The following is a 21,821-nucleotide window of genomic DNA, read 5'->3' as shown; positions in this document are numbered from 1 at the left end:
TCATAGGGCGGGTGTTCACCCCTTCCCATCCCGAACAGGGCCGTTAAGCCCCGCTCCGCCGATGATACTGGGTTCACCCCCGGGAAAGTAGGTAATCGCCTCCCCTTTATCAAAGAAGCTCCCCTCCATAGGAGCTTCTTTTTTTTGCTGGCTACCCTAGACGATACAGCCGCTACAGCTGTAACTAAAAAATAGAATAGCCACAAAAAAGCCTTCTGATCACTCAGAAGGCTTTTCTTTTTTTATACCTCTAGCCCAAAGATGGGCTTATTCGTCTTCCACTTGCCGCGTGTAAAATCAGGAATTTGAATGGGAGCCGAGCCTTTTTTGATCGATTCTTCCGATAAAGGGCTAATGGCTGACCATGCCGCTGCATCATACACATCGATGGCAGGGGATCGTTTTTCCTGGATTGCCATCACAAATTCCTGCATGACGAAATAGTCCATACCACCATGGCCTGCTCCCTGAGCGTTTTTCTCAAACTTCGTCCAGAGAGGGTGATCGTATTTCTTCATGTAATCTCCATCTTTCTCCCACTGGTGGGCCTTCGGACTTTTCTTTTCAATGTAAATCTGATCGCCCTCGTCCATCCAGAGCCCATTTGTTCCCTGTACTTTAAAACCCAATGAATAAGGGCGGGGACTGTTCGTATCATGCGTAATCAGAATCGTTTCACCATTGGCACATTTTACCATGGTTTGTACCACGTCACCCAATTTGAATTTGACCTTTGCATTCGGGTGATTGGCCCCACCATTGTCTACGATATACTTGTGCAGACCTAAAGGTTTGGTCGCCATCGAAACCAGGTACTGAAATTGATTTCCCCGATTAATATTGATCATCTGAGCTACGGGTCCCAGACCATGTGTGGGATAAATATCACCGTTGCGGTCAATGGAATGCTGCGTCCGCCATTTGGCTTCCGAAAATCCTTTTTGTCCAAACTCTACGCCGCCGCCATACGCACTCTTTCCATCATTGAATTTTACTTCCCGAAGGTCATGCTCATAGCCGCATTCCAAATGCGTGAGTTCACCAAACAAACCCTGCCGAACCATATTCAACGCTGCCATGACGTCGCGACGGTAACAAACGTTCTCGAGAATCATGCAATGCGAGCCCGTCTTTTCGTACGCATTAACCAGATCCCAGGACTCCTGTAAGGTTACCGTGGCTGATACTTCTACGCCCGCGTATTTACCCGCTTTCATCGTCGATACGGCCATGGGTACGTGCCATTCCCAGGGGGTGGCAATGATAATACCATCCAAATCCTCTCGTTTGACCATGTTCTCAAAATCCCGCTCGTTCTTACTATAGACGACGGCTTCTTTCCGACCCGCCTCCCGTAACATCTTTTGAGCTTTTGCCACGGCCGCCGGATCAATATCGCAGATCGCATTGATTTCTACCTGTGGAAAGAGGATGCTGTTGCGTACGTGTTCACGGCCGCGTAGACCCACCCCAATGAAACCCAAACGTACTTTCTGGTCGTTGGGTCGGGCCGTAAGAATAGAAGGCACGAACGCCATGCCTGCCGTAGCCAGAGCGGCGTTTTTTAAGAAGTTACGACGATTGTTCATAGCTGTGTAGGATCGAGAGATGAATACTTTTCACGCAGGTATTGCTGCACGGTAGCAATGTCTTCTTTATTGGTTAAGTCCGGTACGTTCTCGGATAGCGGTAGCGTATAAACGCTGGTTAGCTGAGCCAATAGGTTCACGGCCGTAGGCAATTCTTTTTCATTACGTATGGGGTGAAAAGGCGTAGCTTCCAGACAGGGCATCAATCGTTGAGCCTCTAAAGCAAAGAGGTTCATACTTACCCCAACTCGTCCGGTTTGTTGGCGAGCGGCTTCGACTTCCGCTTCACTGGGTTTTTCGTGAATATCCAGCAGAAACCCTTCCGCATTAGTACGGATCAAAGCAAAGGCTTGAATTCGTTCAGCCGGAAAAAGTAAGGCGTTCCGGTCATAACTGACCAGTGCGTTGGGATAAGGGTTATTCCAGAGTAACTCCAGGGCCCGTGTTGAGTATAGATTGTCACTGTTACAAATGACCAAACGTCCCTGTTGCCATTCGGGTGTCTGCTGTAGGGCTTGCAAGACGGCGTCTGCCGTACCTGCTGGTTTTTGCCGGTCAGCAGCGATGTACTGACGGGCGAAGCGTATGGACAAACCCGGAAACGCATTGGATTCGTAATAAGCCTGGGTCAACGAATCCTCGGGGTGCAGTAAAAGAAGGGCTTCCGTGAATCCGGCTTCTACAGCATTCATTAATTGATAATCGATCAGCGACTGACCCGCCGTACCAACACTAATCATGCCCTTGGTAAGCGTATTGGCCTGATCCACTAGCTTGGGGTCTAACGCTAGATTTTCTACCGCTTTTTTCATGCGGGAAGACATCCCGCCGGCTAGAATCAGAATGCGTTTGTTCATTGGTAGATGTATTGGTTAAACTTGAGCCAACTGCGTTTCAGTCCGTACTCCTTCATCAATGGTAATGATGTAACTTTTTCCGCCAGCCCGTTCAATCGCTTCTGCAACCGCTTCGGCGTGAGTAGGAGCGTAGGCGAACATACAGCCACCGCCACCCGAGCCATTAATCTTGGCTCCTAAAGCTCCAGCCTCTAAAGCCACATCAATCATCCGATCAATTTTAGCCGTTGAAATGCGTTTGGCTTCCCGCAGATTGTATTGATGACGATTGAGTAAGTCTCCGAATTGTTTAGGATCGGGCTCGGGTCGGGCAAGCAGGTCTTTGGCTTCCCGTAAAATATCCCGATCCGAAAGATTTCCTTTTAGCAGAATAAACTCATCCGGCGTAAGCAAAGACTGGTAACGGTCGGCCTCGCGAGCGGGATAGGTGGGTAAAGAAAAGGAGGGGTCTGCCGCTTTAATTTTACGAATGGCTTCCAGCATGCCGTATTTGACGTGCTTAAGTACACCCAGCGTATCTTTCGCCTGTTGTGAATCACCGAGCACAAACGTACCCGCAATCGGCTTTAAGGTTTCTACTTTAGGCACTGGTTGAGATTCCAGGTAAATAACCTGCCCTACGGCACTGGACGTTTGATCCATACGGCCACCGGGTTCTCCAAATTCTTCAACTTCGGCCCGATACGCCAGATCCGCCAGTTGATGAATGGATAGAGGAAAGTCGATCAATTGCGTCAGATAATACGCCCAGGCTACAACCAGAGCCGATGAACTGGAAGTACCCGCATTAATGGGAATCGTACTACTAATACGAGCGTCGAAACCCTGCGGAAACACGGCTCCCTGGCGTTGCAATAAGTTCAGGACGCTTTTATAGTAATCGCGTTGACGACCATACGGAATTTCGGATTGAAGGTTGAACGATTCCGTATGATGAATATCCGGCATGGTCAGCTGTACCTGACGATCCGACCGGAGTTGCCCTTCAATTTGTAAACGCAAGGATATGGCAGCGGCAATAACGGGTAATCCGAGGTAATCCTGATGTTCACCAAACAAACAGATACGACCCGGAGCGGAAACGATAAAAGGTAGCGACATAGGCGTGAGGACATCAGAAACGTTGTACTAATGTAGGGCAGAAAAGCAGAAAAAAGCTACCGCCAGACGCGTCATTAGGCGGTAAAACCAGCGAAAACGGATGTACATTCGTTTGCACAGACGCGGACAAACGAATGCACAATTTTCCAGGAAAAAGAAAATTTATTGGATTAGGAGAGGACCATCAGCTCGGGTTGCAGAATGACTTTCTCAAAAGAAGCCTGGGGTTGAGCGATGGCGTTCAGGATCAGCTCAGCGGCGGTATAGCCCATGCGGTACGGATGCTGCTCGACGGAGGCCAGGGGTGGATGTTCGAGGTAAGCATTCATGGGCAGGTTAGCAAAACTCACGAACGAAATATCCGTATTCAGACGGAGCCCCTTGGCCCGGCAGACGCCCATGGCATCCAAAGCGACGTAATCGTTGAAAGTCAGTACCGAATCCGGCGGTTGGGGCAGGGCTAGCCATTGTTCCATAATTCGCCGCGTGGCTTCCGTGCTTAAGTCCACGGATTCAACTAATGCCGGTTCTGGAGAAAGACCTGCTTCGGTTAAGGCCCGTACGTAGCCTTCATACCGTTCCTGACTCGCCACCAAAGAAGCCGGTCCATTGAGTAGAGCAATCCGTTTGAATCCTTTCTTCACTAGTAAACTCGTCGCTTCGTAGGCTCCCATTTCCATGTTACAACTCACCTGATGGGTGTCAATACTGGGTGGAATGCGGTCAAATAGGACGAGTGGAATCTGGTGTTGCAAGAGTTTCTGAATGTGATCGAATTGATGACTTTCTTTTGCTACCGATAAAATGACACCGTCTACAACCTGACGTGAGAGGACGTCGAGCACCTGTTTTTCCCGCTCGTACTGGTCGTGTGACTGGTACAAAGCCACGGTATACCCGCGGGCAAAGGCTACTTCTTCAATACCATTGATGGCTTTCGAAAAGAAGTTCTCCTGTATTTCGGGTAGTACTACGCCCAGCATAAAGGTTTTTCCGCTTCGCAGATTACGGGCCGTTGCACTGGGAACGTAGTTCAACTGCTGAGCTAGCTCCTGAACGCGTTCCCGCGTGCGAAGCCCGATCCGGGGATGATTCTGTAACGCTCTCGATACCGTTGAAGGAGAGATTTTCAATCGACGGGCAATTTCTTTAATCGAGACGTTCATGGGGATTCAGGAATAAAAGAGGAAAAGAAAGGCTCAATTTAATGGTTTTTCAATAGCCAAACGAAAAAAGCCCCATCTCGGGGGATGGGGCTTTTAAAAGAAAACAAGTTTGATTAGTAACCCGGATTTTGTTTCAGGGTTGGTTGACCGTTAATATAGCTGTTGTTGATCTCATCCACGGGGAGAGGGAAATATTCGTGTTTACCCTTCGTAAAGCTAGCGCCGTTCAGATAGGTCCGCTTTTTGGATTCGGTTTGCAGATACGTATTCAGCGTTTGGTCGGCAATGCCCCAGCGGACCAGATCAAAGAAGCGGTGTCCTTCCATTGCGAATTCCAGACGTTGTTCAAAGCGGATGGCTTTGCGGGCTGAAGCCTGATCAGCAAAGGCCGCCGAGCCGCTGGGATATTCGTTGATCACGTAATTAGCGGCTGGTTTACCATCCGTATTGGTGACGTAAGGACTGTTTTTCGCCCGATTCCGGATTTGATTCACCAGTAAACGAGCTTTATCCAGATTCCCTGCTTCCGCTTCGCATTCGGCCAACCAAAGCAGGATGTGCGAATACTTAATCATGCGGTAGTTATTGGCCACCCGACGTTTGTTGGTGGAATGCGTATTGGTTCCTTCCTCGCTTTTGTAGTACATCCACTTTTTACCCGTGTAGGGTCCCGAATAGTTCTGATCCCGAATCCAGGTAACGCCCGGCATTGGACCCCAATCTAGAAATGGAATACCCCGACGGCCCACCGTCCAGTCCAGCCGTGGATCTACCGGAGCGGTATCAGGCGTAAAGGCATCGGTAATCTTCAAACCCTGATCACTTTTCAGATCCGAATTGTTAAACGTGTCCAGCATAGGCAAGCCATTTGCATCCGTTTTAAATGCATTCACCAAGTTTAACGAAGGCAAGTAAAAGCCACAGCAGCCACCACCCGGAGCTCCCGAAAAATAGGGCCAGTTGAGTTCATCACCCGCGTTTCCGTTCGAACCATTCGTACCGTCATTTACCGAGAATTGTACCTCGAAAATCGATTCGGCGTTGTTGTTTGTAAGGGCTTTGTAGTTGTCGTGATAATCGACCAGACGGTATTTACCGCTCGCTACAATAGCTTCCAGCAGGGGTTTAGCCGTGCTATACTTGTTTTCGAAGAGATACGCTTTCGCCAGATACGCCATGGCGGCGTACTTGGTTGCCCGTCCTTTCTGAGTTTGCGTTTCCGGCAGATTGTCCATCGCAAACTTGAAGTCAGCTTCGATGTTTGGCCAAATATCCTTGTCGTTAGGTACTTTTACTGAATTAGGATCCGCTGGATTGTAGATCGTTTCGTCAATATACGGAACCTTATTCCACATCTTTTTGGCTTCGAAGTGATAGTGAGCCCGTAGGAACCGAGCTTCAGCAATGACCTGCGTTTTTTCCGCGTCGGTCATATCGGTTGTCTTCGCCAGTAGCTGAAGCACTTCATTACAGCGGGAAATACCGTCGTAGACGACCCGCCATTTCCCCCGCATGTGTACGAAAGCGGGCTGGACTTCATAGCGTTCGATACCGGTGATTTCGGGCTGGTCACTGGCATCTGTGCCTTTGTACGCATCGTCGGAAGCCACGCCCCCGTATACCCAGTTCGATACGGCTCCGTGCCAGTTGGTACCCCCGGAACCAATGCCATCGAGCAGCGAGTAGGCACCAATCAACGAAGCAGAAACGCCACTTTTATTAGTAAGCTGGCTGCCCAAGGCCACCCCTTGCGGTTTTACGTCCAGAAAAGAGTCACCGCAGGAGGAAATGAGGCCCGTCAGCAAAATCGATAAAAGAATACTATTTCTTTTCATATAAGTAGCTGTAAAATCTGAAATGAGGTAAATGGGGATTAGAAACTGAGTCGTAAGCCTACAATGAGGTTTTTCGAGACGGGATAGGCTCCTTCGTCCACGCCTAAGTGCGTGTCCTGACCATTATCACCCGAACGACGTAAGTTAACATCCGGATCCAGCCCCGTATACTTGGTGAGCGTGAACAGGTTTTGTCCCTGTACATAAATCTGAGACGCTCCCAATCCTAAGCTTTTCTGCACACTTGCGGGTAAGGAGTACGACAACTGGATATTCTTCAGACGCAGGTAAGAACCTTTTTCAACGAAGTAGGTAGAAATTTGAGCACTGGTTGCGTCCGTAGCCCGAAGCTGGGGCAGTTTAGCGTCGGTTTTGCCGGGTACCCATGAGTCGTAAAGCATCCGCGTACTACGGTTACCCTGGAAGGTATTGAAATCAGTCCAGTACCGCATGTAATTGAAGAGGTCGTTGCCCTGTACGCCCTGTCCGAATAAAGTCAGATCGAAGTTTTTGTAGCCAACGCTGACGTTTAAGCCGTAGGTAAAGTCCGGGTGCGGATTTCCAATGAAGGTACGGTCAGCCGACGTTACCACACCATCTCCATTGACATCGCGGAAGATGAATGAACCTGCCCGGTTATACGTACCGAAAGCCTGGGGAGCGGCTTTCGCTGCTTCATCGGTTTGGAAGATACCATCAATGACGTAGCCGTAGAACGAGGCAATCGGTTCACCTACTTTCGTAGCACTCATGGCTGGCAGACGCGTGCTAAAGCCAAATTTGATGGAATTGGGATCGTTGTTGATCTTCAGTACTTTGTTGCGGTAGGTAGAGAAGTTGGCACCCACCGTGAATCGCATCTGGCCATCCATCGCCCGTCCGCTATAGTTGATCGACAGATCTACCCCTTTGTTCTGCATATCGCCGATGTTTGTATACGGGATCGTGGCCTGTCCCAGAGCCCAGGGTACATCGATCTGGCTAAGCATGTCCTTGGTTTTCTTGGTATACCAGTCAAACACTACCTGTAACTTGTTGTTGAACAAACTGGCATCGAAACCCAGGTTCAGAGAAGTAGTGGTTTCCCATTTACCCTGATCGTTTCCGAACTGAACCAGATCGAAGCCCGGAACAATGGAAGAACGCGATCCATTGATGTCGTAATGGTTTTCCGTAGGACGCGATTCGTACAGGGTATAAGCGTTGTAAATGTTGGGAATGTTCTGGTTACCCGTGCTTCCCCAGCCTCCACGAATTTTCAGGTCGGAAAGGAAATTGACATTCTTGAGAGCGGCCAGTTCGGACAAACGCAGACCCACACTGGCCGCTGGGAACACCGCATACCGATTGGCAGCACTAAAGCGTGAGGAACCATCCCGACGCAACGTAAAGTCAGCCAGGAAGAAATCCTTGTAGGCATAGTTGACCTTACCGAACAACGAAAACAAACGCGTACGGTTAACACCCCGGCCGCTGTTCTGCAGGCCCAGTGGACTACCCGCATTCAAATACAAATAATCGGGATCCTCAAAGGCGTAGTTACTACGGGTCGCGTCGAAGATGAAATCGTAGGTAGCAATGGCCTCGGTACCCGCCAGTACATTGATACTGTGATTACCAAACGTTTTGTTATACGTTAGCGTGTTGTACCAGGTCCAGGAGTTGTCGTACCGGTTTTCTACCCGGAGGTTGTTAGTATTACGAGCTTCCGGCGATTCGGGATCGAGCGGCGTAAAGGGACTGAAATTGTAGGTATTGTATTCAATACCTAAGCTGGTACGGAATACCAGGTTTTTCACGATGTCCAATTCCGCGAAGGCATTACCGAACAGGTGAATACCCTTCGTTACGTTGTCTTTGTTGCGGTACAGCTCGGCGACCGGGTTACGGGCGTTCCCTAAGTTGGCTCCTTTCGCTCCGGCAAAGTTTCCGGCAACGTCGTATACGGGAATCAGCGGGTTCATCCGTACGGCAAAAGCAATGGGATTTGATTCATCGTTGTTGGTAATACCCACCCGCTCATCATACGATACGGTAAAGTTTTCACCAATGCGAATGCGATCTTTCAGCTTAAACTCCGTATTGGCCCGTAAAGAATACCGTTTGTAGTTGGTATACTTCATGATTCCCTTCTGATCGAAATAGTTGAAAGAAATCGCGTACGAGCCCTTATCCGTGCCGCCGCTGGTACCCAATTGATAATTCTGAATCAGGGCGGGATTGAAGAGTTCTTTCTGCCAGTTCGTGCCTTGCTTGTTCGCCTTCGTAATCATGAACTTCGTTTTGCCCAGATCCGGATTTCGCAGATCGTAGGTGTAATTAACGTAGTTGCCATTCGCATCACGAGCCACGCGGGCATCGCCTTCGAATACACCGGAGGGATAGATGTAATCCGGAATGACGGGTTGTTCGCCGCTGCCATACTGGCCGTGTGAAGGCGTTTGACCGACGTTGCGTGCCGAAGCCCAAATCTGCTGACCTAGCTCCTGGGAGTTAAGCAGGTTGAGGAATCTGCCCGGCCGCTGTACCCCTACGTACATATCGAAGGTCAACTTAGGCTCGCCGGGTTTTCCTTTTTTAGTCGTGATAATTACAACCCCGTTGGCGGCCCGGGCTCCGTAAATCGACGCTGCTGACGCATCCTTCAGTACCTGCAGACTTTCAATATCATTCGGGTTGATATTATTCAGGGTACCCTGCGTGGGAACGCCATCGACGATATAGAGGGGCGAGTTGTTGTTAATCGTACCAAATCCCCGAATCCGTACCATGGTACCACCGCCAGGCGAGTTGTCGTTGCCTACCGTTACCCCGGCGGCCCGACCTTGCAGGGCCTGCGTTAGGTTGGCCGTAGGCAGGGCCGTCAGATCGGCTCCTTTGACAACGGTTACGGCCCCAGTAATGTCCTTTTTACGCTGGGTACCATAACCCGTAACGACTACTTCGTCTAGTGCTTTCGTTTCTTCCTGTAAGCTAATGTTAAGGGTGGTTTGATTACCGACGGGTAATTCTTGAATGCGATAACCAACCGCTGAGAACACGAGTACATCAGAAGTACTAACGCTGTTGAGGGTATACAAGCCCGATGCATCCGTCACCACGCCCCGTGTGGTTCCTTTTACCTGCACACTTACGCCCGGAACGGCCTGCCCATCCGCTGCAGAAACTTTACCCGTAATTCGTCTTTCCTGAGCACAGACGATTTGCACCATCCCAAGTAGAATAGCACATACCCAAAGTAAGGATTTTTTCATAGAGAAGTAATTGTGTAGCTATAGAGGGTTTATTTTATTAGGGGGTAATTTGTCTGCAATTATTAAAAATTATTCTACGAATTGTCAAATTTTAGCGACGTGTTACAATCTTCTGATTGCTAAAAAGTACTTGATTTTTACAGAAGGGGAAGTGAATAAGAAGGGCTAGAGGATTATTTTATACTGGTATTATTTTATGAAAAAATAATATTTTTCTGCAGTGAGAATTAAAAACAGTATAAAATGCTTTTTTGTAAAATTTAAAAATTTATATAAAAAATGTAAATATTTCACTGAAAGTGAAGCTTCCTTACGAATTGCTCAGTCGATCAGTAATATTATCTCGGACGATTCTAATGTACCTTTGCAGGGCACCGAATAAGCGGTGCCTTTTTAGTAACTATTGATTTATGTGTATGAAAAAAGCTTGGCTGCTGGGCGGGATGTTCTTAAGCTCGCTGGCAATAAACGCTCAACAACGCTTAACACCCGAACAACTTTGGAAGATGGGAAGGGTATCGGGACTGGGTATTTCCAATGATAAACAATACGTAGTATACGCGGTCAGTACGCCACAAATGCCGGACAACAAGAGTCAGCGGAAACTTTATAAAATTCCAGTGGCGGGCGGAGAAGCTCAGGAAATTAGTACTACCGAAGGCTTACTAAGCGATTCAAAAGTATCCGCCGATGGTAAGTATCGCATCAGTAGTGAGCCTGTACCCGTACTGAATATTACGGGAGCCGATAAGTATAAGGATTTACCACAATCCAATGCGTATGTATTCACTTCACTGAATTATCGGCACTGGGATACCTGGGAAGATGGAAAGTTTGATCACGTGTTCTTGACCCCGCTCGTGAATGGTCAAGCCGGTACGCCGAAAGACCTCATGCCCGGCGAAACCAATGATTGCCCCCAGAAACCGTTTGGTGGGGATGAGGACTTTATCTGGCATCCCGACGGAAAACATGTCGTATATGTAACGAAGAAAAAATTCGGTACCGATTACGCAGTTAGTACGAATACGGATCTCTATGAGTATGATGTAACCACCGGAGCGACCCGAAACCTGACTGAAAGTAACAAGGGATACGATGTTAATCCATCGTTTAATGCGAAAGGAGAACTGGCCTGGTTGCAGATGAAACGCGATGGGTACGAGGCCGATAAGCAGGATCTGGTCGTATCCAATGGAAAGTCTACACTGAACCTGACGCAGCAACGCGATGATATTCACGTGGAGGGATTCAAGTGGAGCGAAGACGGAACGGCGTTATTTTTCTGGGCTCCCATCAACGGAACCTTACAGATATTTAAAGTAAGCTATCCTGCCACTACGCCGGCAAAGCCCGTCATTACGCAGCTTACCAAGGGTGATTTTGACGTGAGTGACATTATCGGGCAGGTAGGTCAGAAGCTGATCGCGTCCAAAACGGATATGAATCACCCGGCGGAATTGGTAACGATTGATGTGACCAATGGTTCTATTCAGGCACTGACGCACGTAAACGACGCTACGGTGTCTTCCTTAGGCATGTGCAAAACCGAGCGGCGATGGGTAACCACTACCGATCGAAAAAATATGCTCGTGTGGGTAATCTATCCACCCAATTTTGATCCTGCTCAAAAGTACCCAACGCTGTTGTACTGCCAGGGAGGACCGCAGGCTCCGTTGACGCAGACGTATTCGTACCGCTGGAATTTTCAATTGATGGCCTCGCAGGGGTACATTGTGGTAGCCCCTAACCGTCGGGGTATGCCTGGTCATGGAACCAAATGGAACGAACAGGTGAGCAAAGACTGGGGTGGGCAGGTCATTCAGGATTATCTGAGTGCTATTGATGCGGTATCGAAGGAGCCGTACGTAGATAAAGATCGCCGGGGCTGCGTTGGAGCCAGTTTCGGTGGATTCTCGGTGTTCGCTTTGGCGAGCGTGCACGCCAAACGATTCAAAACGTTCATTGCCCACGATGGCGTGTTTGATTTCCGTAGCATGTACGGCACCACCGATGAATTATTCTTCGAAAACTGGGAAAAAGGCGGTCCGTACTGGGATAAGAAAAACGCGGTAGCTCAACGTTCGTTTAGCCAGTCGCCGAGCAACTTTGTAGAAAAATGGGATACGCCCATTTTCATTATCCAGGGTGGAAAAGACTACCGGGTACCCATCGAACAGGGCTTACAGGCTTTTCAGGCAGCCCAGCTACGGGGAATTAAAAGTAAATTGCTATACCTGCCCGACGAAAACCATTGGGTGCTCAGCCCTCAAAATGCGATCGTCTGGCAGCGTGAGTTTTATAAGTGGCTGGAAGAGACGTTGCCCTAATAGATCGTAGGTTGAAACCCTGTCAAATGCCCTGCACAGTTCGGAACGAACCGTGCAGGGCATTTGCAGTTTAAAACAATTTTTACTGAATTAAGAAGTCGACTTAATTCCAGGTTTTATCACGAAATACACCTATTTGATCGTTGTCGAAACGTATATTCAAACAGTAATATATTTTTCTAATATTCTTTATTGATTAATTAATATTTTAAATTTTTACAATAAACTTTCATAAAATTTTGAAATACAGATAATATGTTTGCTAAAGTTTTGACCCTTAACTTAAACTATATTTATGAACAGAAGTCTACTATTCATCCTAGGGATGATGTGCTGGGCGTGGACGTCCGTCTGGGCCCAGGAACGTAAAGTAACCGGTAAGGTAACCTTCGCCGATGACGGCACCCCGCTTCCTGGAGTGACCGTGCGTCTCAAAGGCACAGGTCTAGGTACGAATACCGATAGCCAGGGGAAATTTGCCATTACGCTACAAGGCACAGATCCCGTTCTCGTCTTCAGTTCAGTCGGGCTTCTCACCCAGGAACTACCCGTAGGGACGCAGTCCATCATCGACGTAGCAATGGCGAATGACTCCAAGGGCTTACAGGAAGTAGTCGTGACGGCTCAGGGGATTGTTCGCGAGAAAAAAGCGTTGGGCTACTCCGTAACTTCCCTGGATCAGAAACAAATTCAGGATCGGCCCCAACCGGACATTGCCCGGGTGCTACAGGGAAAAATTCCTGGCGTTAACATTACCTCGACCTCCGGCGTTTCGGGTACGGGTACCAGCATCAACATTCGTGGGTTTTCTTCCATTACGGGCTCAACCCAGCCGCTTTTTGTGGTCGACGGCGTACCCTTCAACTCCAGTACGAACGGACGAGGTTCTTTTGCGGATGGGGGCCAGTCGGCTTCCAGCCGTTTCATGGATCTGGATCCCAACAATATTGAAAACGTAACGGTACTGAAAGGGCTGGCCGCAACGGTAACCTACGGCGATCAGGGACGGAATGGCGTGATTCTGGTCACCACTAAAAATGGCACGAAGAAAGCCCGGCCAACGGAGTTCTCAGTAACCCAGTCGTATTTTACCAACCGGGCACACTTACCCCATTACGACAACAACTACATCGGTGGATTCCAGCAGAACCTGGGTTATTTCTTCAGTAACTTTGGACCAACCCTGGCGGACGCTTATGCGTATCCTTCGCAGAATTCGAACGCCGCGTTGACGACGCATCCCTACGCCAACTTCACCAATGCAGCGTTGCGGGCGGCCTTTGCTGATTACGTGGCCTCGGTCAGTCCGTATCGATTGCAGATATATCCCAACAACGTACGGGACTTTTTCCGTACGGGACAGATTTCCAATACGTCACTCAATATCTCCGGCGGAACCGACCGCGTGAGTTATAATATCTCGGCCGGCTACAATGCAGAGCAGGGCTATATTCCAGAAAACGGCATCAAGAAACTCACGTTGGGCCTGGGTCTCAATGCACAGCTGACGCCCAAGTTACACGTCAATACCTCCTTTAACTTTACCAATACCGACCAGTTCTCTCCGCCGCTGAGTGCCGGAACGGGTAATAACGCCGTGGGCTTTCCATCGGTACTGGCGAACGTATTATATACGCCCCGCCAAGTGAATTTGATGGACTGGCCTTACGAAAGCCCCATTGACGGAAGTTCGGTTTATTTCAGAAGTGGCAACGATATTCCCAATCCACGCTGGGTTCTCAAAAACTACAAAACGACGGGGGTAGTCAACCGGATTTTTTCGGCTACTTCCTTAACGTTTGATCTGACCAAGGAGCTGACGCTGCTGTATAAAGTCGGTCTGGATACCTACATTGAGAAACAGCAATACATGCTCAATAAAGGGGGAGTGGCGTATGTCAATGGCTTTTACGCTACCAACGACATTCAGAACACGATCTGGGATAATAGCATGATTCTTTCGTATGCGAAGTCACTTAGCGAGAAATTCAGTCTGTCGGCCCGTCTGGGCGGAAACATGCGGAACGACGTGACCAACCGATCGGGTGTCGTGAGCGAAAACCAGTTAGCCCGGAGCCTCTTCCGTCACACCAACTTTATTAATAACGTAGGTTACGATGGGACGATTGAACAAACGCGGATTGGCGTCTTTGGCGAAGTAACGGCTGATTTCAATAACTATCTGTTCCTGAACCTGGCGGGACGTAACGACTGGACCTCAACGGTAGAAATCCCCAACCGCCGGATTTTCTATCCCTCGGCCAGTATTTCGTTCGTGCCTACCACGGCTTTCGGGATTCAATCGGATAAAGTTAATTTCCTGAAACTACGGGCGGGGGTCGGAACTTCGGCCGGATTCCCCGATCCCTACAGCACGCGGAACATCTTGGATCAGAATGCCCGGGCCTGGCTATCGGCGAGTGGAGCGGCCCTGCAATCGCAGTCCGTAAACGATCGCCTGGGTAACCCCAACCTGAAACCCGAGTTGCATACCGAGTACGAGGTAGGGCTCGAAGGAAAAATGCTGAATAACAAAATAGGTTTCGATATAACGGCGTACCAGCGAAATACCCGAAATCTGATTACGCAGTCACCCCTGGATGCTTCAACGGGTTATACGCAAACAACCATCAACATTGGGAAGATTCGCAACGAAGGAATCGAAGCCAGTATCAACCTGACGCCCATCAGCAAAGGGGATTTCGTGTGGAATGCCACGATTGTCTACAATCGCAACAAACCCAAAGTGCTGGATCTGGGCGGTACCCTTCAGGAGGTTCAGGTTACGGGTTTTACGGGTGGATTGGGGAACTATGCCGTCGTTGGTAAGCCCTTCAACATTATCAAGGGAACGGGCTTCCGCCGCAATGAGCAGGGGCAGTACATTGTTGGGGGAGATGGCTACATGCTGTCTACGGCAAGCCCCATCGTATTGGGTGATCCGAACCCGGCCTTCACGACCAGTCTGATCAATAGCTTCACTTACAAGGGACTGACGCTGGATTTCATGATCTCCTATCGCCACGGGGGGGCCATGTATTCTACCACGGCAGGATCGCTGCTAGGACGGGGGCTGGTGAACCTGGCGATGGGTCAAAAGGGTGGCTTTAACCGGGCACAAACGGTGGTCGTTCCCGGCGTGAAGGGCGATGGAACCCCGAACGACATCCAGCTGACGGCTTCGGACTTCTACTTCAACAACTACTATTTCTTTGGCGATGAAGGACGGATTTTCGATGGATCAACGATCCGTTTGCAGGAGGCTTCCCTGTCGTACCGACTGCCCAAACGCTGGTTTGAGAAGTTTTTCCTTAAAGGAGCTTCGCTGGCCTTTACGGGGAATAACCTCTGGTACCGGGCGATCCACTTCCCCAAGGGCCTCAATTTCGATACGGACAACCTGGGGTTGGGTGTCGGAAACGGCCTGGGTTTCGAATTCCTGACGGGGCCGAGTGCCCGCCGCCTGGGAGGAACCGTAAAACTGACCTTCTAGTCGATAACATTCATCGGAACTACCCCTTTCAGAACCATGATCAAGAAATTTAGTGTGGCCTTAATAGCGGCCCTGAGCCTCAGTGTAGGTTCCTGTAAGCTGGACTTACTAGACAATCCCAACGCGGTAACTACGTCTAATACGGATATTAATTATTTGCTGAATCAGATTCAGCTAAGTTACGCCAGTCATTTCAACCAAAGTAGCGATCCCGGCATGCGACTGACCCGTATGCTGAATCAGGGTTCCGCCATTTATGAAAATGCCGTTTCTCCAGCCTATTACGACGGCCTCTGGAACGTTTCGTACGCGACCCTGCTCACGGACATTAAAACCCTGATTCCGCTGGCGGAAAAATCGGAGCTTTATTTCCACGCCGGGGTGGCCCGGATCATGCGGGCTTCGGTGCTGGTGAATCTGGTGGATCTCTTCGGTGATGTACCGTATTCGGAAGCCATTGACCCGGTCAACTTTAATCCGAAGGTCGATGCCGGTGCTTCTGTATATACGGCGGCTCTGAAAGACCTCGACGACGCCATTGCCAATCTGGCGGCCACTTCGAAAAGTAGCCCCACCAGTGATCTGTATTTTTCGGGTAACAAGGATAGCTGGACGCGGACCGCTAATGCCCTCAAGCTGAAAATATACCTGAATCGTCGTCTGATAGACAAATCTGGCTCAACGGCTGGTATCAATGCCTTGATTGCGGAAGGAAAGCTTATTTCAACAACGGCTCAGAACTTCACCTTTAAATACGGCTCCAACCTAACCAATCCGGATACGCGACACCCGCGATATGGATACAGCAATACGGGGGCGGGTGATTACCAGTCTAACGCCTATATGGGGACAATGTATTATTCCAAAGGCTTTGTCGATCCCCGGATGCGTTATTACTTCTATCGCCAAACGACGAAGAATCCCACGGATGTCAATGCATTGCGGTGTATTACTAATGCCAAGCCTACGCATTATGCGGCTACGGATTACTTCTGCTTACCCACGGATGTGGGCTATTGGGGGCGGGATCACCTGAATAACGAAGGTATCCCACCGGATGGGTTATTGCGGACGGCTTTTGGACTGTATCCGGCGGGTGGTTTGTACGACAACAACGCCGGGACGGGTGTATTTCTGGGTGCTGGTGCGGGTGGTGCCGGCATTCAACCCATCCTGATGCGTTCATTCGTGGATTTCATGCTGGCTGAATCAGCCCTGACGCTGGGCACGACGGGATCGGCAAAATCGCTGTTACAGTCGGCTATTGAAAAGTCCATGACCGATGTGCGAAGCTTTGCTTTGAGTACTACGGAAGGGGGGAAGATTACAGCCTTTGAAACAGATAACAAGATTGTCTGGGCTGATGAAGTGAGCAAGTACGTTGCCAAAGTCATGGCCAGTTACGACGCGGCCACAACGGATGATGCTCGCCTCAACATCATTGCTACTGAATATTGGCTGGCTTTATACGGCAACGGCATCGAGGCCTACAACATGTATCGCCGTACGGGTAAACCCGCCAACCTGCAACCCGCACTGGATGCTAATCCGGGAACGTTCCCCCGTTCGCTGTACTATCCCACTTCCTACATCACGCGAAACGCCAATGCCAAGCAAAAGTCCAGTATTGGCCAACCCGTCTTCTGGGATACGAATCCAGCTAATTTGTTGAAATAATTAACTGCTAAAACCGATGATCTCTTTAAAATATATACTTGGATTTTCCCTGTTGATGCTGGCTCTGCTAGCCTGTAAAACGGAAATGATCGATCGACTGGATGCTGCTGATATGGAGAACGGAGGGTATGTGCGGACGGTGAGACCTTATCCGGTATTGTCGGGGACATTTTCGTTCAATAAAGCGGCCTTCGCCACAACCGCGATGCGTTTCACGGCCGAAGCCATTACGCCTGACAAAGGAGCCTTGTTTGCTTCGTACGATCTGACGGTGGCCTTTGTTGACAACACCAAAACCAATGGCGGAAATGCCTCGGTCAATGCCACTGCTTTGAAATCCATTCCAGCCTCGGCGTTCACGAAAAACGATACGACGGGCTATCCCCGCAGTATCATTTCGGTCAGTGCTACCGAAGCGATCACGGCCTTGAAGCTGCCGACGGATAGTGTCAATGCGGGGGATTACTTCGAGCTACGGGGCACCATGAAACTAACGACGGGGCAGAGCTTCTCTAGTACGAATTCTGGCGTTAACATTACGGGAGGTGCTTTTTATAGTTCTCCGTTTTATTACCGGGTGAACGTCGTTCAGAAGTAAAACACCAACGCTTTACCGCTGGGTAAGCGTTGGTAGACTGGTTCCGAAACACGGGTTAGATTGCATCGGTCGTTTCTAAATCAAATGGATTTTGAAAGGCTGTACTGAGCACGCTTCCAGGCCCGCACGGCAGTCGCCAGGACAAGTCTTCGCGTATAAAACAAGAGCCCCGCCGAACAGCGGGGCTCTTGTTCTGTGTGAAATAAAGCCCTTAGTGAGCTACGACAATCTTCTGCTTTTGAATGGCCGTACCGTCGTTGACTTGTAAGTGGTAGAGGCCATTGGTTAAACTCTGGGTAGGAATAGTAACCGTACCATTTTGAAGTTCGCCCTTCCACACCGCTTGTCCCATGGGGCTATACAGAACGGCTTTGACAGCAGTAGCCGTTCTGCCGGCATTTTCTTTAATACGGATGGTAACATCCGCATCCGCTGGACTTGGGTAGGCAACCAATCCATAGGTTGGAGCCAAGCTGAGAGCAATGATTTTGCTGTAATGATCCGGCTCTGAGGCTTCATCGATTTTCAGGCGATAATAGCTATTGCCAACCTGGAGTTTCGTATCGTAGAACGTATACAACGCTGAAGAAGTATTTTGCGAGGGCGTGAAGCCGATACTAAACCAGTTTTTCCCGTCTACACTTTTTTCTACGCCATAACCTACGATGTTTTTCTCGTCGGTTACTTTCCAGGATAGTACGCCTACGTTCTCGGGGATAGTAGTCACATCCATACCGGTAAAGTTTTTACCAGTACTGGATTCAACCTGTCCTCTGAAATAGATTAAACTAACGGGCAGCGGAGCATCAATCACGTAGTCAAAGCCTAATTGGTTGTTACTCTTCGTCACTTCATCAATGGTATTTTCTGCGTCAATCACGGCGTTGATTTGATTATTAGTAACCGCATTGGATGTATTCTTTACATCGAAATAAAGCGTATCACGATACCGGACTGGATTGAATGTAAGCGTGCCCAGGTCGGTGGTAGTACTCGCAGAACCGGTACTGGCCGTTCGTTTCAATGAAACTTTAACAGGAGAACCAGAGACGGTTCCTAGGTTACTAACGGCTACACCCAGCTTGAAATTTCCCGTTGAGGTACTTCCTGATTCTACAAACAGACTACCCGCGTCAAAAGCCAGATCAGGCTTAGTTAAGGGGAAGGGAACAATGGCCGGGTCACCCTGCAGGTTAAACTCCTGGGCGTGTCCTACGGTCATTTTATTGTTCGGGTTGTCCGATACGTAGCGAGTGGTCGTAGCTACCAGCACATCGCCAAATGATTTATTGAGGTACGTGGAGCTTGAAAGATTTTGGAACAGAAGGCTGGAATAGCGATCCAGATAACTCGGCCATCCCAAAAACGAAGAACCTAGGAATACGATAGCTCCCCGATCGGGTGTATTGACCCAGTTGGTACCAACGGTCTGAATATTGTCATTCGAGAAGATGTTCCCCGCTTCGCAGCCATTCACAAACATAATCGGGTATTTACCCTTGTTGTTGAAGTTGCTGTTCGTCGCCAATCCAATGTCAATGTCCGTATAGCCGGGACCCGAGTGACCGAAAAAGGTAATCATACTTAGTCCCGCATTCACTTCTTTTGAAACGTCAAAGAACTCTACATTCGCGGTGGTTTGCTTGGAAAGAATCTTCGGATTGCCGCCCAAAGGTGCGTTTTTAACGGTATTGGAATAATTAGCAGCAAAATTTCTAAACGTAGGAATTTCGTAGGAAAACTCACGCCCCCCACTCAGGTTCAGAAAATTCTTCCGCCACAGGGCTACGGGTTGACTTTCGTACTCTTTTACCTTGTTTAAATACGCGTATACTTCATCCGAAGTGGTCGTATTCAATCGACCCACTGAAAGTGCGGGTACGTTAGCTGGCTTGCCGTTGATTCCCATGACGAGCAGCCAATCCGAACCTGGCCAGCCGCCCGTAGGTACTAAGTTTACATCATTCATCGCCTCACTGGTGCCCAAAATGAGTCGGAAGTATTGCGGAGCAATAGCCTTTCCAATCAGAAATAAATGCTTCGCAGGTCCTGACTTAGCCATATAGTCAGCAAAACGGCGAATAGCCAAAGGACTATTTTCACCATAGTTAAACAGGTTGGAAATTAACTCCATATCTACTACTAGGGGCCGATAGCTACCACCCTGACTAGATGCCCGGTAAGTGGCATAGTCATTGGCTGCTTGTTGCAATGACTTATGGGTGAGGATAAGATAGTTATAGTCAGCCGGAGTAATGGAACGAAACGTAACTCGTTCAATTCTGGATACGTTACTTACTGATCGATTGACCCAGAGATTCCGCGTCTGCTGCGTATTGCCTACAACAGCTTCGAGTGTGCTGCCTGAAAGAGTACTCGTGATTCGCTGAATATTGTTTAAGTCCGTAACGTCATAGACTTGATCCTGGCCGGTAGCATTACTAAACTGGAACAGGGAAGTGCCTGAAGCATTGGGTCGTGAATGAATGGACTTACCGATAGTAACCTGATTTAAATCTAACGTTTGCGAATAATTCAATTTAAAGTAGACTACCGCATTAGAACCAGCTTTTGAAGTTACTCGTACTGCCGCATTCGTAGTACTTAGGTTTGCCCACTCCAAAGGCTTGGCGGTATTGCTCAACTGTACATTGGCAAACGAAACCGTAGTAACGGAAGAGTTGCCAACGCTAAGATCAATCTGGTGACTACCTTTATTTACTCCATAAAAAGAAGCTTCTAGGCTGGGAGCAGGGCCTTCTAGGTAGGGATTGCTAACCGCTAGCGAATAATCTCTCCCGTTTGTTACTTTAATATAAGTATCCAAATACCCTTTCCCGGCACTGAATTCACTCACAGAAATTCCTTGTTGGTAATCCTGAAAACCGTTTGAGGCATCAAAGGAGGCACCGACTTCAAACGTACTCTTATAAGCAGTCACACTCTGTTCCAGGTGATACTTTTCTGCCACTAGGCCACCTTTGGCAAGCGTAGAGCTAGCTACCCGTTTCCCTTTGGCTCCTTGACTGACGGTCAGGAAGTAATAAGAGTTATCCGTGAATAAACTCACGTAGGGGTTGGTTTGCGATTCCTTGGGTACGTACAGCTCAGCATCCCGAGAGCCGTCGTTACCTACCCCAAAGAACTCAATGTAATCGCTGCCATCCAATCTGCCATCACCTTCACCTGCAACGGTAATCGCTTGTTCAACGCCTCGTCTGAACACCTGAATCTGTTGAGGGTTGGCAGACAGATCAAAACCAGCGTTTTGTAACTCGGCGTAGGTGATCCGGTATATTCCTTTCTGAGTGACCGGAATTTTGAAATACGTTTGTTGGTAATTAATCCATTCATTACCACTCTGTTGGGCGAAGGATGGTTTCGTTACGCATAACAAAAGAAGAAAGAGTAAATAGTAAAGTTTTTTCATATAGATGAAAGATAAAGGGATACGCTACTAGATCAGAGAGTGGTTTTTATGGGTTTGGAGTGGGGAATTTGAATGAGTAAAAAGAGCTGTTTTCATGAAAATGAGTAAAATGACTGTCAACTATCAATTGAGCCAGGCTGTATTAACAATACTATCGATGTACTTTAAACTCTATATTCGCTAGAATGAGGTAAATGCAACAAACGCTTCTACAAATGTGGTGATATCTAACAGGTAAGTAATTGGCTTATAGTGAATAAAATTTTTGATACCCTCCTGGACTTTCCGACCGTTAACCATGGAAAGACGGAACAAGCCAAGTCTACCATTACCTAACGGTACGAGGTATAGGCTAAAAGTATAAAAAAAAATCTTATAGTTTGTTAAGAATGAGTTAAGTGGTAAAAATTTCGATGGATTGGTCAAAAGAAGGATGAAACGTCATTAAAAATAAATAAAAAATCCCTGAAAATAAGCATGAGTCTATTTCA

Annotated in this window: 11 protein-coding genes and 1 rRNA gene; 5 read left to right on the top strand and 7 right to left on the bottom strand. The window is 48.6% G+C overall.

Annotated elements, in window-relative coordinates; genetic code table 11:
* Positions 1-104, top strand: a 5S ribosomal RNA gene (gene rrf / locus C5O19_RS15345); the annotation flags it as partial.
* A gap of 138 nt (positions 105-242) precedes the next feature.
* Here rrf and C5O19_RS15340 read toward each other — a convergent pair.
* The 6 genes from C5O19_RS15340 to C5O19_RS15315 all read right to left on the bottom strand — a co-directional run bounded on the left by C5O19_RS15340 (position 243) and on the right by C5O19_RS15315 (position 9,802).
* Positions 243-1,589, bottom strand: coding sequence for a Gfo/Idh/MocA family protein (locus tag C5O19_RS15340; RefSeq protein WP_104713737.1), 1,347 nt, complete (start codon positions 1,587-1,589; stop codon positions 243-245).
* A complete protein-coding gene (locus C5O19_RS15335; protein ID WP_104713735.1) occupies positions 1,586-2,446 on the bottom strand; it encodes a sugar phosphate nucleotidyltransferase in 861 nt (286 codons plus the stop codon). The genes C5O19_RS15340 and C5O19_RS15335 overlap by 4 nt, the downstream gene beginning before the upstream one ends.
* A gap of 15 nt (positions 2,447-2,461) precedes the next feature.
* The gene (locus C5O19_RS15330) at positions 2,462-3,547 is read right to left on the bottom strand and encodes a GHMP family kinase ATP-binding protein (RefSeq protein WP_104713733.1); all 1,086 of its coding nucleotides are present in this window, start codon (positions 3,545-3,547) and stop codon (positions 2,462-2,464) included.
* 170 nt (positions 3,548-3,717) lie between these two features.
* Positions 3,718-4,713: a LacI family DNA-binding transcriptional regulator gene (locus C5O19_RS15325; protein ID WP_243406391.1), complete on the bottom strand. Its 996-nt coding sequence runs from the start codon at positions 4,711-4,713 to the stop codon at positions 3,718-3,720.
* Between the two features lie 113 nt (positions 4,714-4,826).
* Complete coding sequence (locus C5O19_RS15320; protein ID WP_104713728.1) at positions 4,827-6,548, bottom strand: RagB/SusD family nutrient uptake outer membrane protein; 1,722 nt, start codon at positions 6,546-6,548, stop codon at positions 4,827-4,829.
* Positions 6,549-6,586: 38 nt separating this feature from the next.
* The gene (locus C5O19_RS15315; protein WP_104713726.1) at positions 6,587-9,802 is read right to left on the bottom strand and encodes a SusC/RagA family TonB-linked outer membrane protein; all 3,216 of its coding nucleotides are present in this window, start codon (positions 9,800-9,802) and stop codon (positions 6,587-6,589) included.
* A 416-nt stretch (positions 9,803-10,218) separates the two neighbouring features.
* Between C5O19_RS15315 and C5O19_RS15310 the strand changes: the two genes are divergently transcribed.
* From C5O19_RS15310 to C5O19_RS15295, 4 genes are all read left to right on the top strand, one after another.
* Positions 10,219-12,132 carry a S9 family peptidase gene (locus C5O19_RS15310; protein WP_104713724.1) on the top strand — a complete coding sequence of 638 codons (1,914 nt, stop codon included), beginning with the start codon at positions 10,219-10,221 and terminating at the stop codon, positions 12,130-12,132.
* A gap of 295 nt (positions 12,133-12,427) precedes the next feature.
* Complete coding sequence (locus C5O19_RS15305; protein WP_104713722.1) at positions 12,428-15,625, top strand: SusC/RagA family TonB-linked outer membrane protein; 3,198 nt, start codon at positions 12,428-12,430, stop codon at positions 15,623-15,625.
* A 36-nt stretch (positions 15,626-15,661) separates the two neighbouring features.
* Positions 15,662-17,302: a SusD/RagB family nutrient-binding outer membrane lipoprotein gene (locus C5O19_RS15300; RefSeq protein WP_104713720.1), complete on the top strand. Its 1,641-nt coding sequence runs from the start codon at positions 15,662-15,664 to the stop codon at positions 17,300-17,302.
* Between the two features lie 16 nt (positions 17,303-17,318).
* Positions 17,319-17,900, top strand: a complete 582-nt coding sequence (locus tag C5O19_RS15295) for a hypothetical protein (protein WP_104713717.1) — start codon at positions 17,319-17,321, stop codon at positions 17,898-17,900.
* 211 nt (positions 17,901-18,111) lie between these two features.
* Here C5O19_RS15295 and porU2 read toward each other — a convergent pair whose 3' ends face one another.
* Positions 18,112-21,330, bottom strand: a complete 3,219-nt coding sequence (gene porU2, locus C5O19_RS15290; protein ID WP_104713714.1) for a putative type IX secretion system sortase PorU2 — start codon at positions 21,328-21,330, stop codon at positions 18,112-18,114.
* Positions 21,331-21,821: the final 491 nt, after the last annotated feature.

Source organism: Siphonobacter curvatus (assembly GCF_002943425.1).
GTDB lineage: Bacteria > Bacteroidota > Bacteroidia > Cytophagales > Spirosomataceae > Siphonobacter > Siphonobacter curvatus.
The sequence above is the reverse complement of the archived record's forward strand: the minus strand, read 5'-3'. Positions and strand labels throughout refer to the sequence as shown.

Coding starts and splice junctions, on each gene's coding strand:
- C5O19_RS15340 (WP_104713737.1), bottom strand. CDS start 1,589: ATGAACAATCGTCGTAACTTCTTAAAAAACGCCGCTCTGGCTACGGCA.
- C5O19_RS15335 (WP_104713735.1), bottom strand. CDS start 2,446: ATGAACAAACGCATTCTGATTCTAGCCGGCGGGATGTCTTCCCGCATG.
- C5O19_RS15330 (WP_104713733.1), bottom strand. CDS start 3,547: ATGTCGCTACCTTTTATCGTTTCCGCTCCGGGTCGTATCTGTTTGTTT.
- C5O19_RS15325 (WP_243406391.1), bottom strand. CDS start 4,713: ATGAACGTCTCGATTAAAGAAATTGCCCGTCGATTGAAAATCTCTCCT.
- C5O19_RS15320 (WP_104713728.1), bottom strand. CDS start 6,548: ATGAAAAGAAATAGTATTCTTTTATCGATTTTGCTGACGGGCCTCATT.
- C5O19_RS15315 (WP_104713726.1), bottom strand. CDS start 9,802: ATGAAAAAATCCTTACTTTGGGTATGTGCTATTCTACTTGGGATGGTG.
- C5O19_RS15310 (WP_104713724.1), top strand. CDS start 10,219: ATGAAAAAAGCTTGGCTGCTGGGCGGGATGTTCTTAAGCTCGCTGGCA.
- C5O19_RS15305 (WP_104713722.1), top strand. CDS start 12,428: ATGAACAGAAGTCTACTATTCATCCTAGGGATGATGTGCTGGGCGTGG.
- C5O19_RS15300 (WP_104713720.1), top strand. CDS start 15,662: ATGATCAAGAAATTTAGTGTGGCCTTAATAGCGGCCCTGAGCCTCAGT.
- C5O19_RS15295 (WP_104713717.1), top strand. CDS start 17,319: ATGATCTCTTTAAAATATATACTTGGATTTTCCCTGTTGATGCTGGCT.
- porU2 (WP_104713714.1), bottom strand. CDS start 21,330: ATGAAAAAACTTTACTATTTACTCTTTCTTCTTTTGTTATGCGTAACG.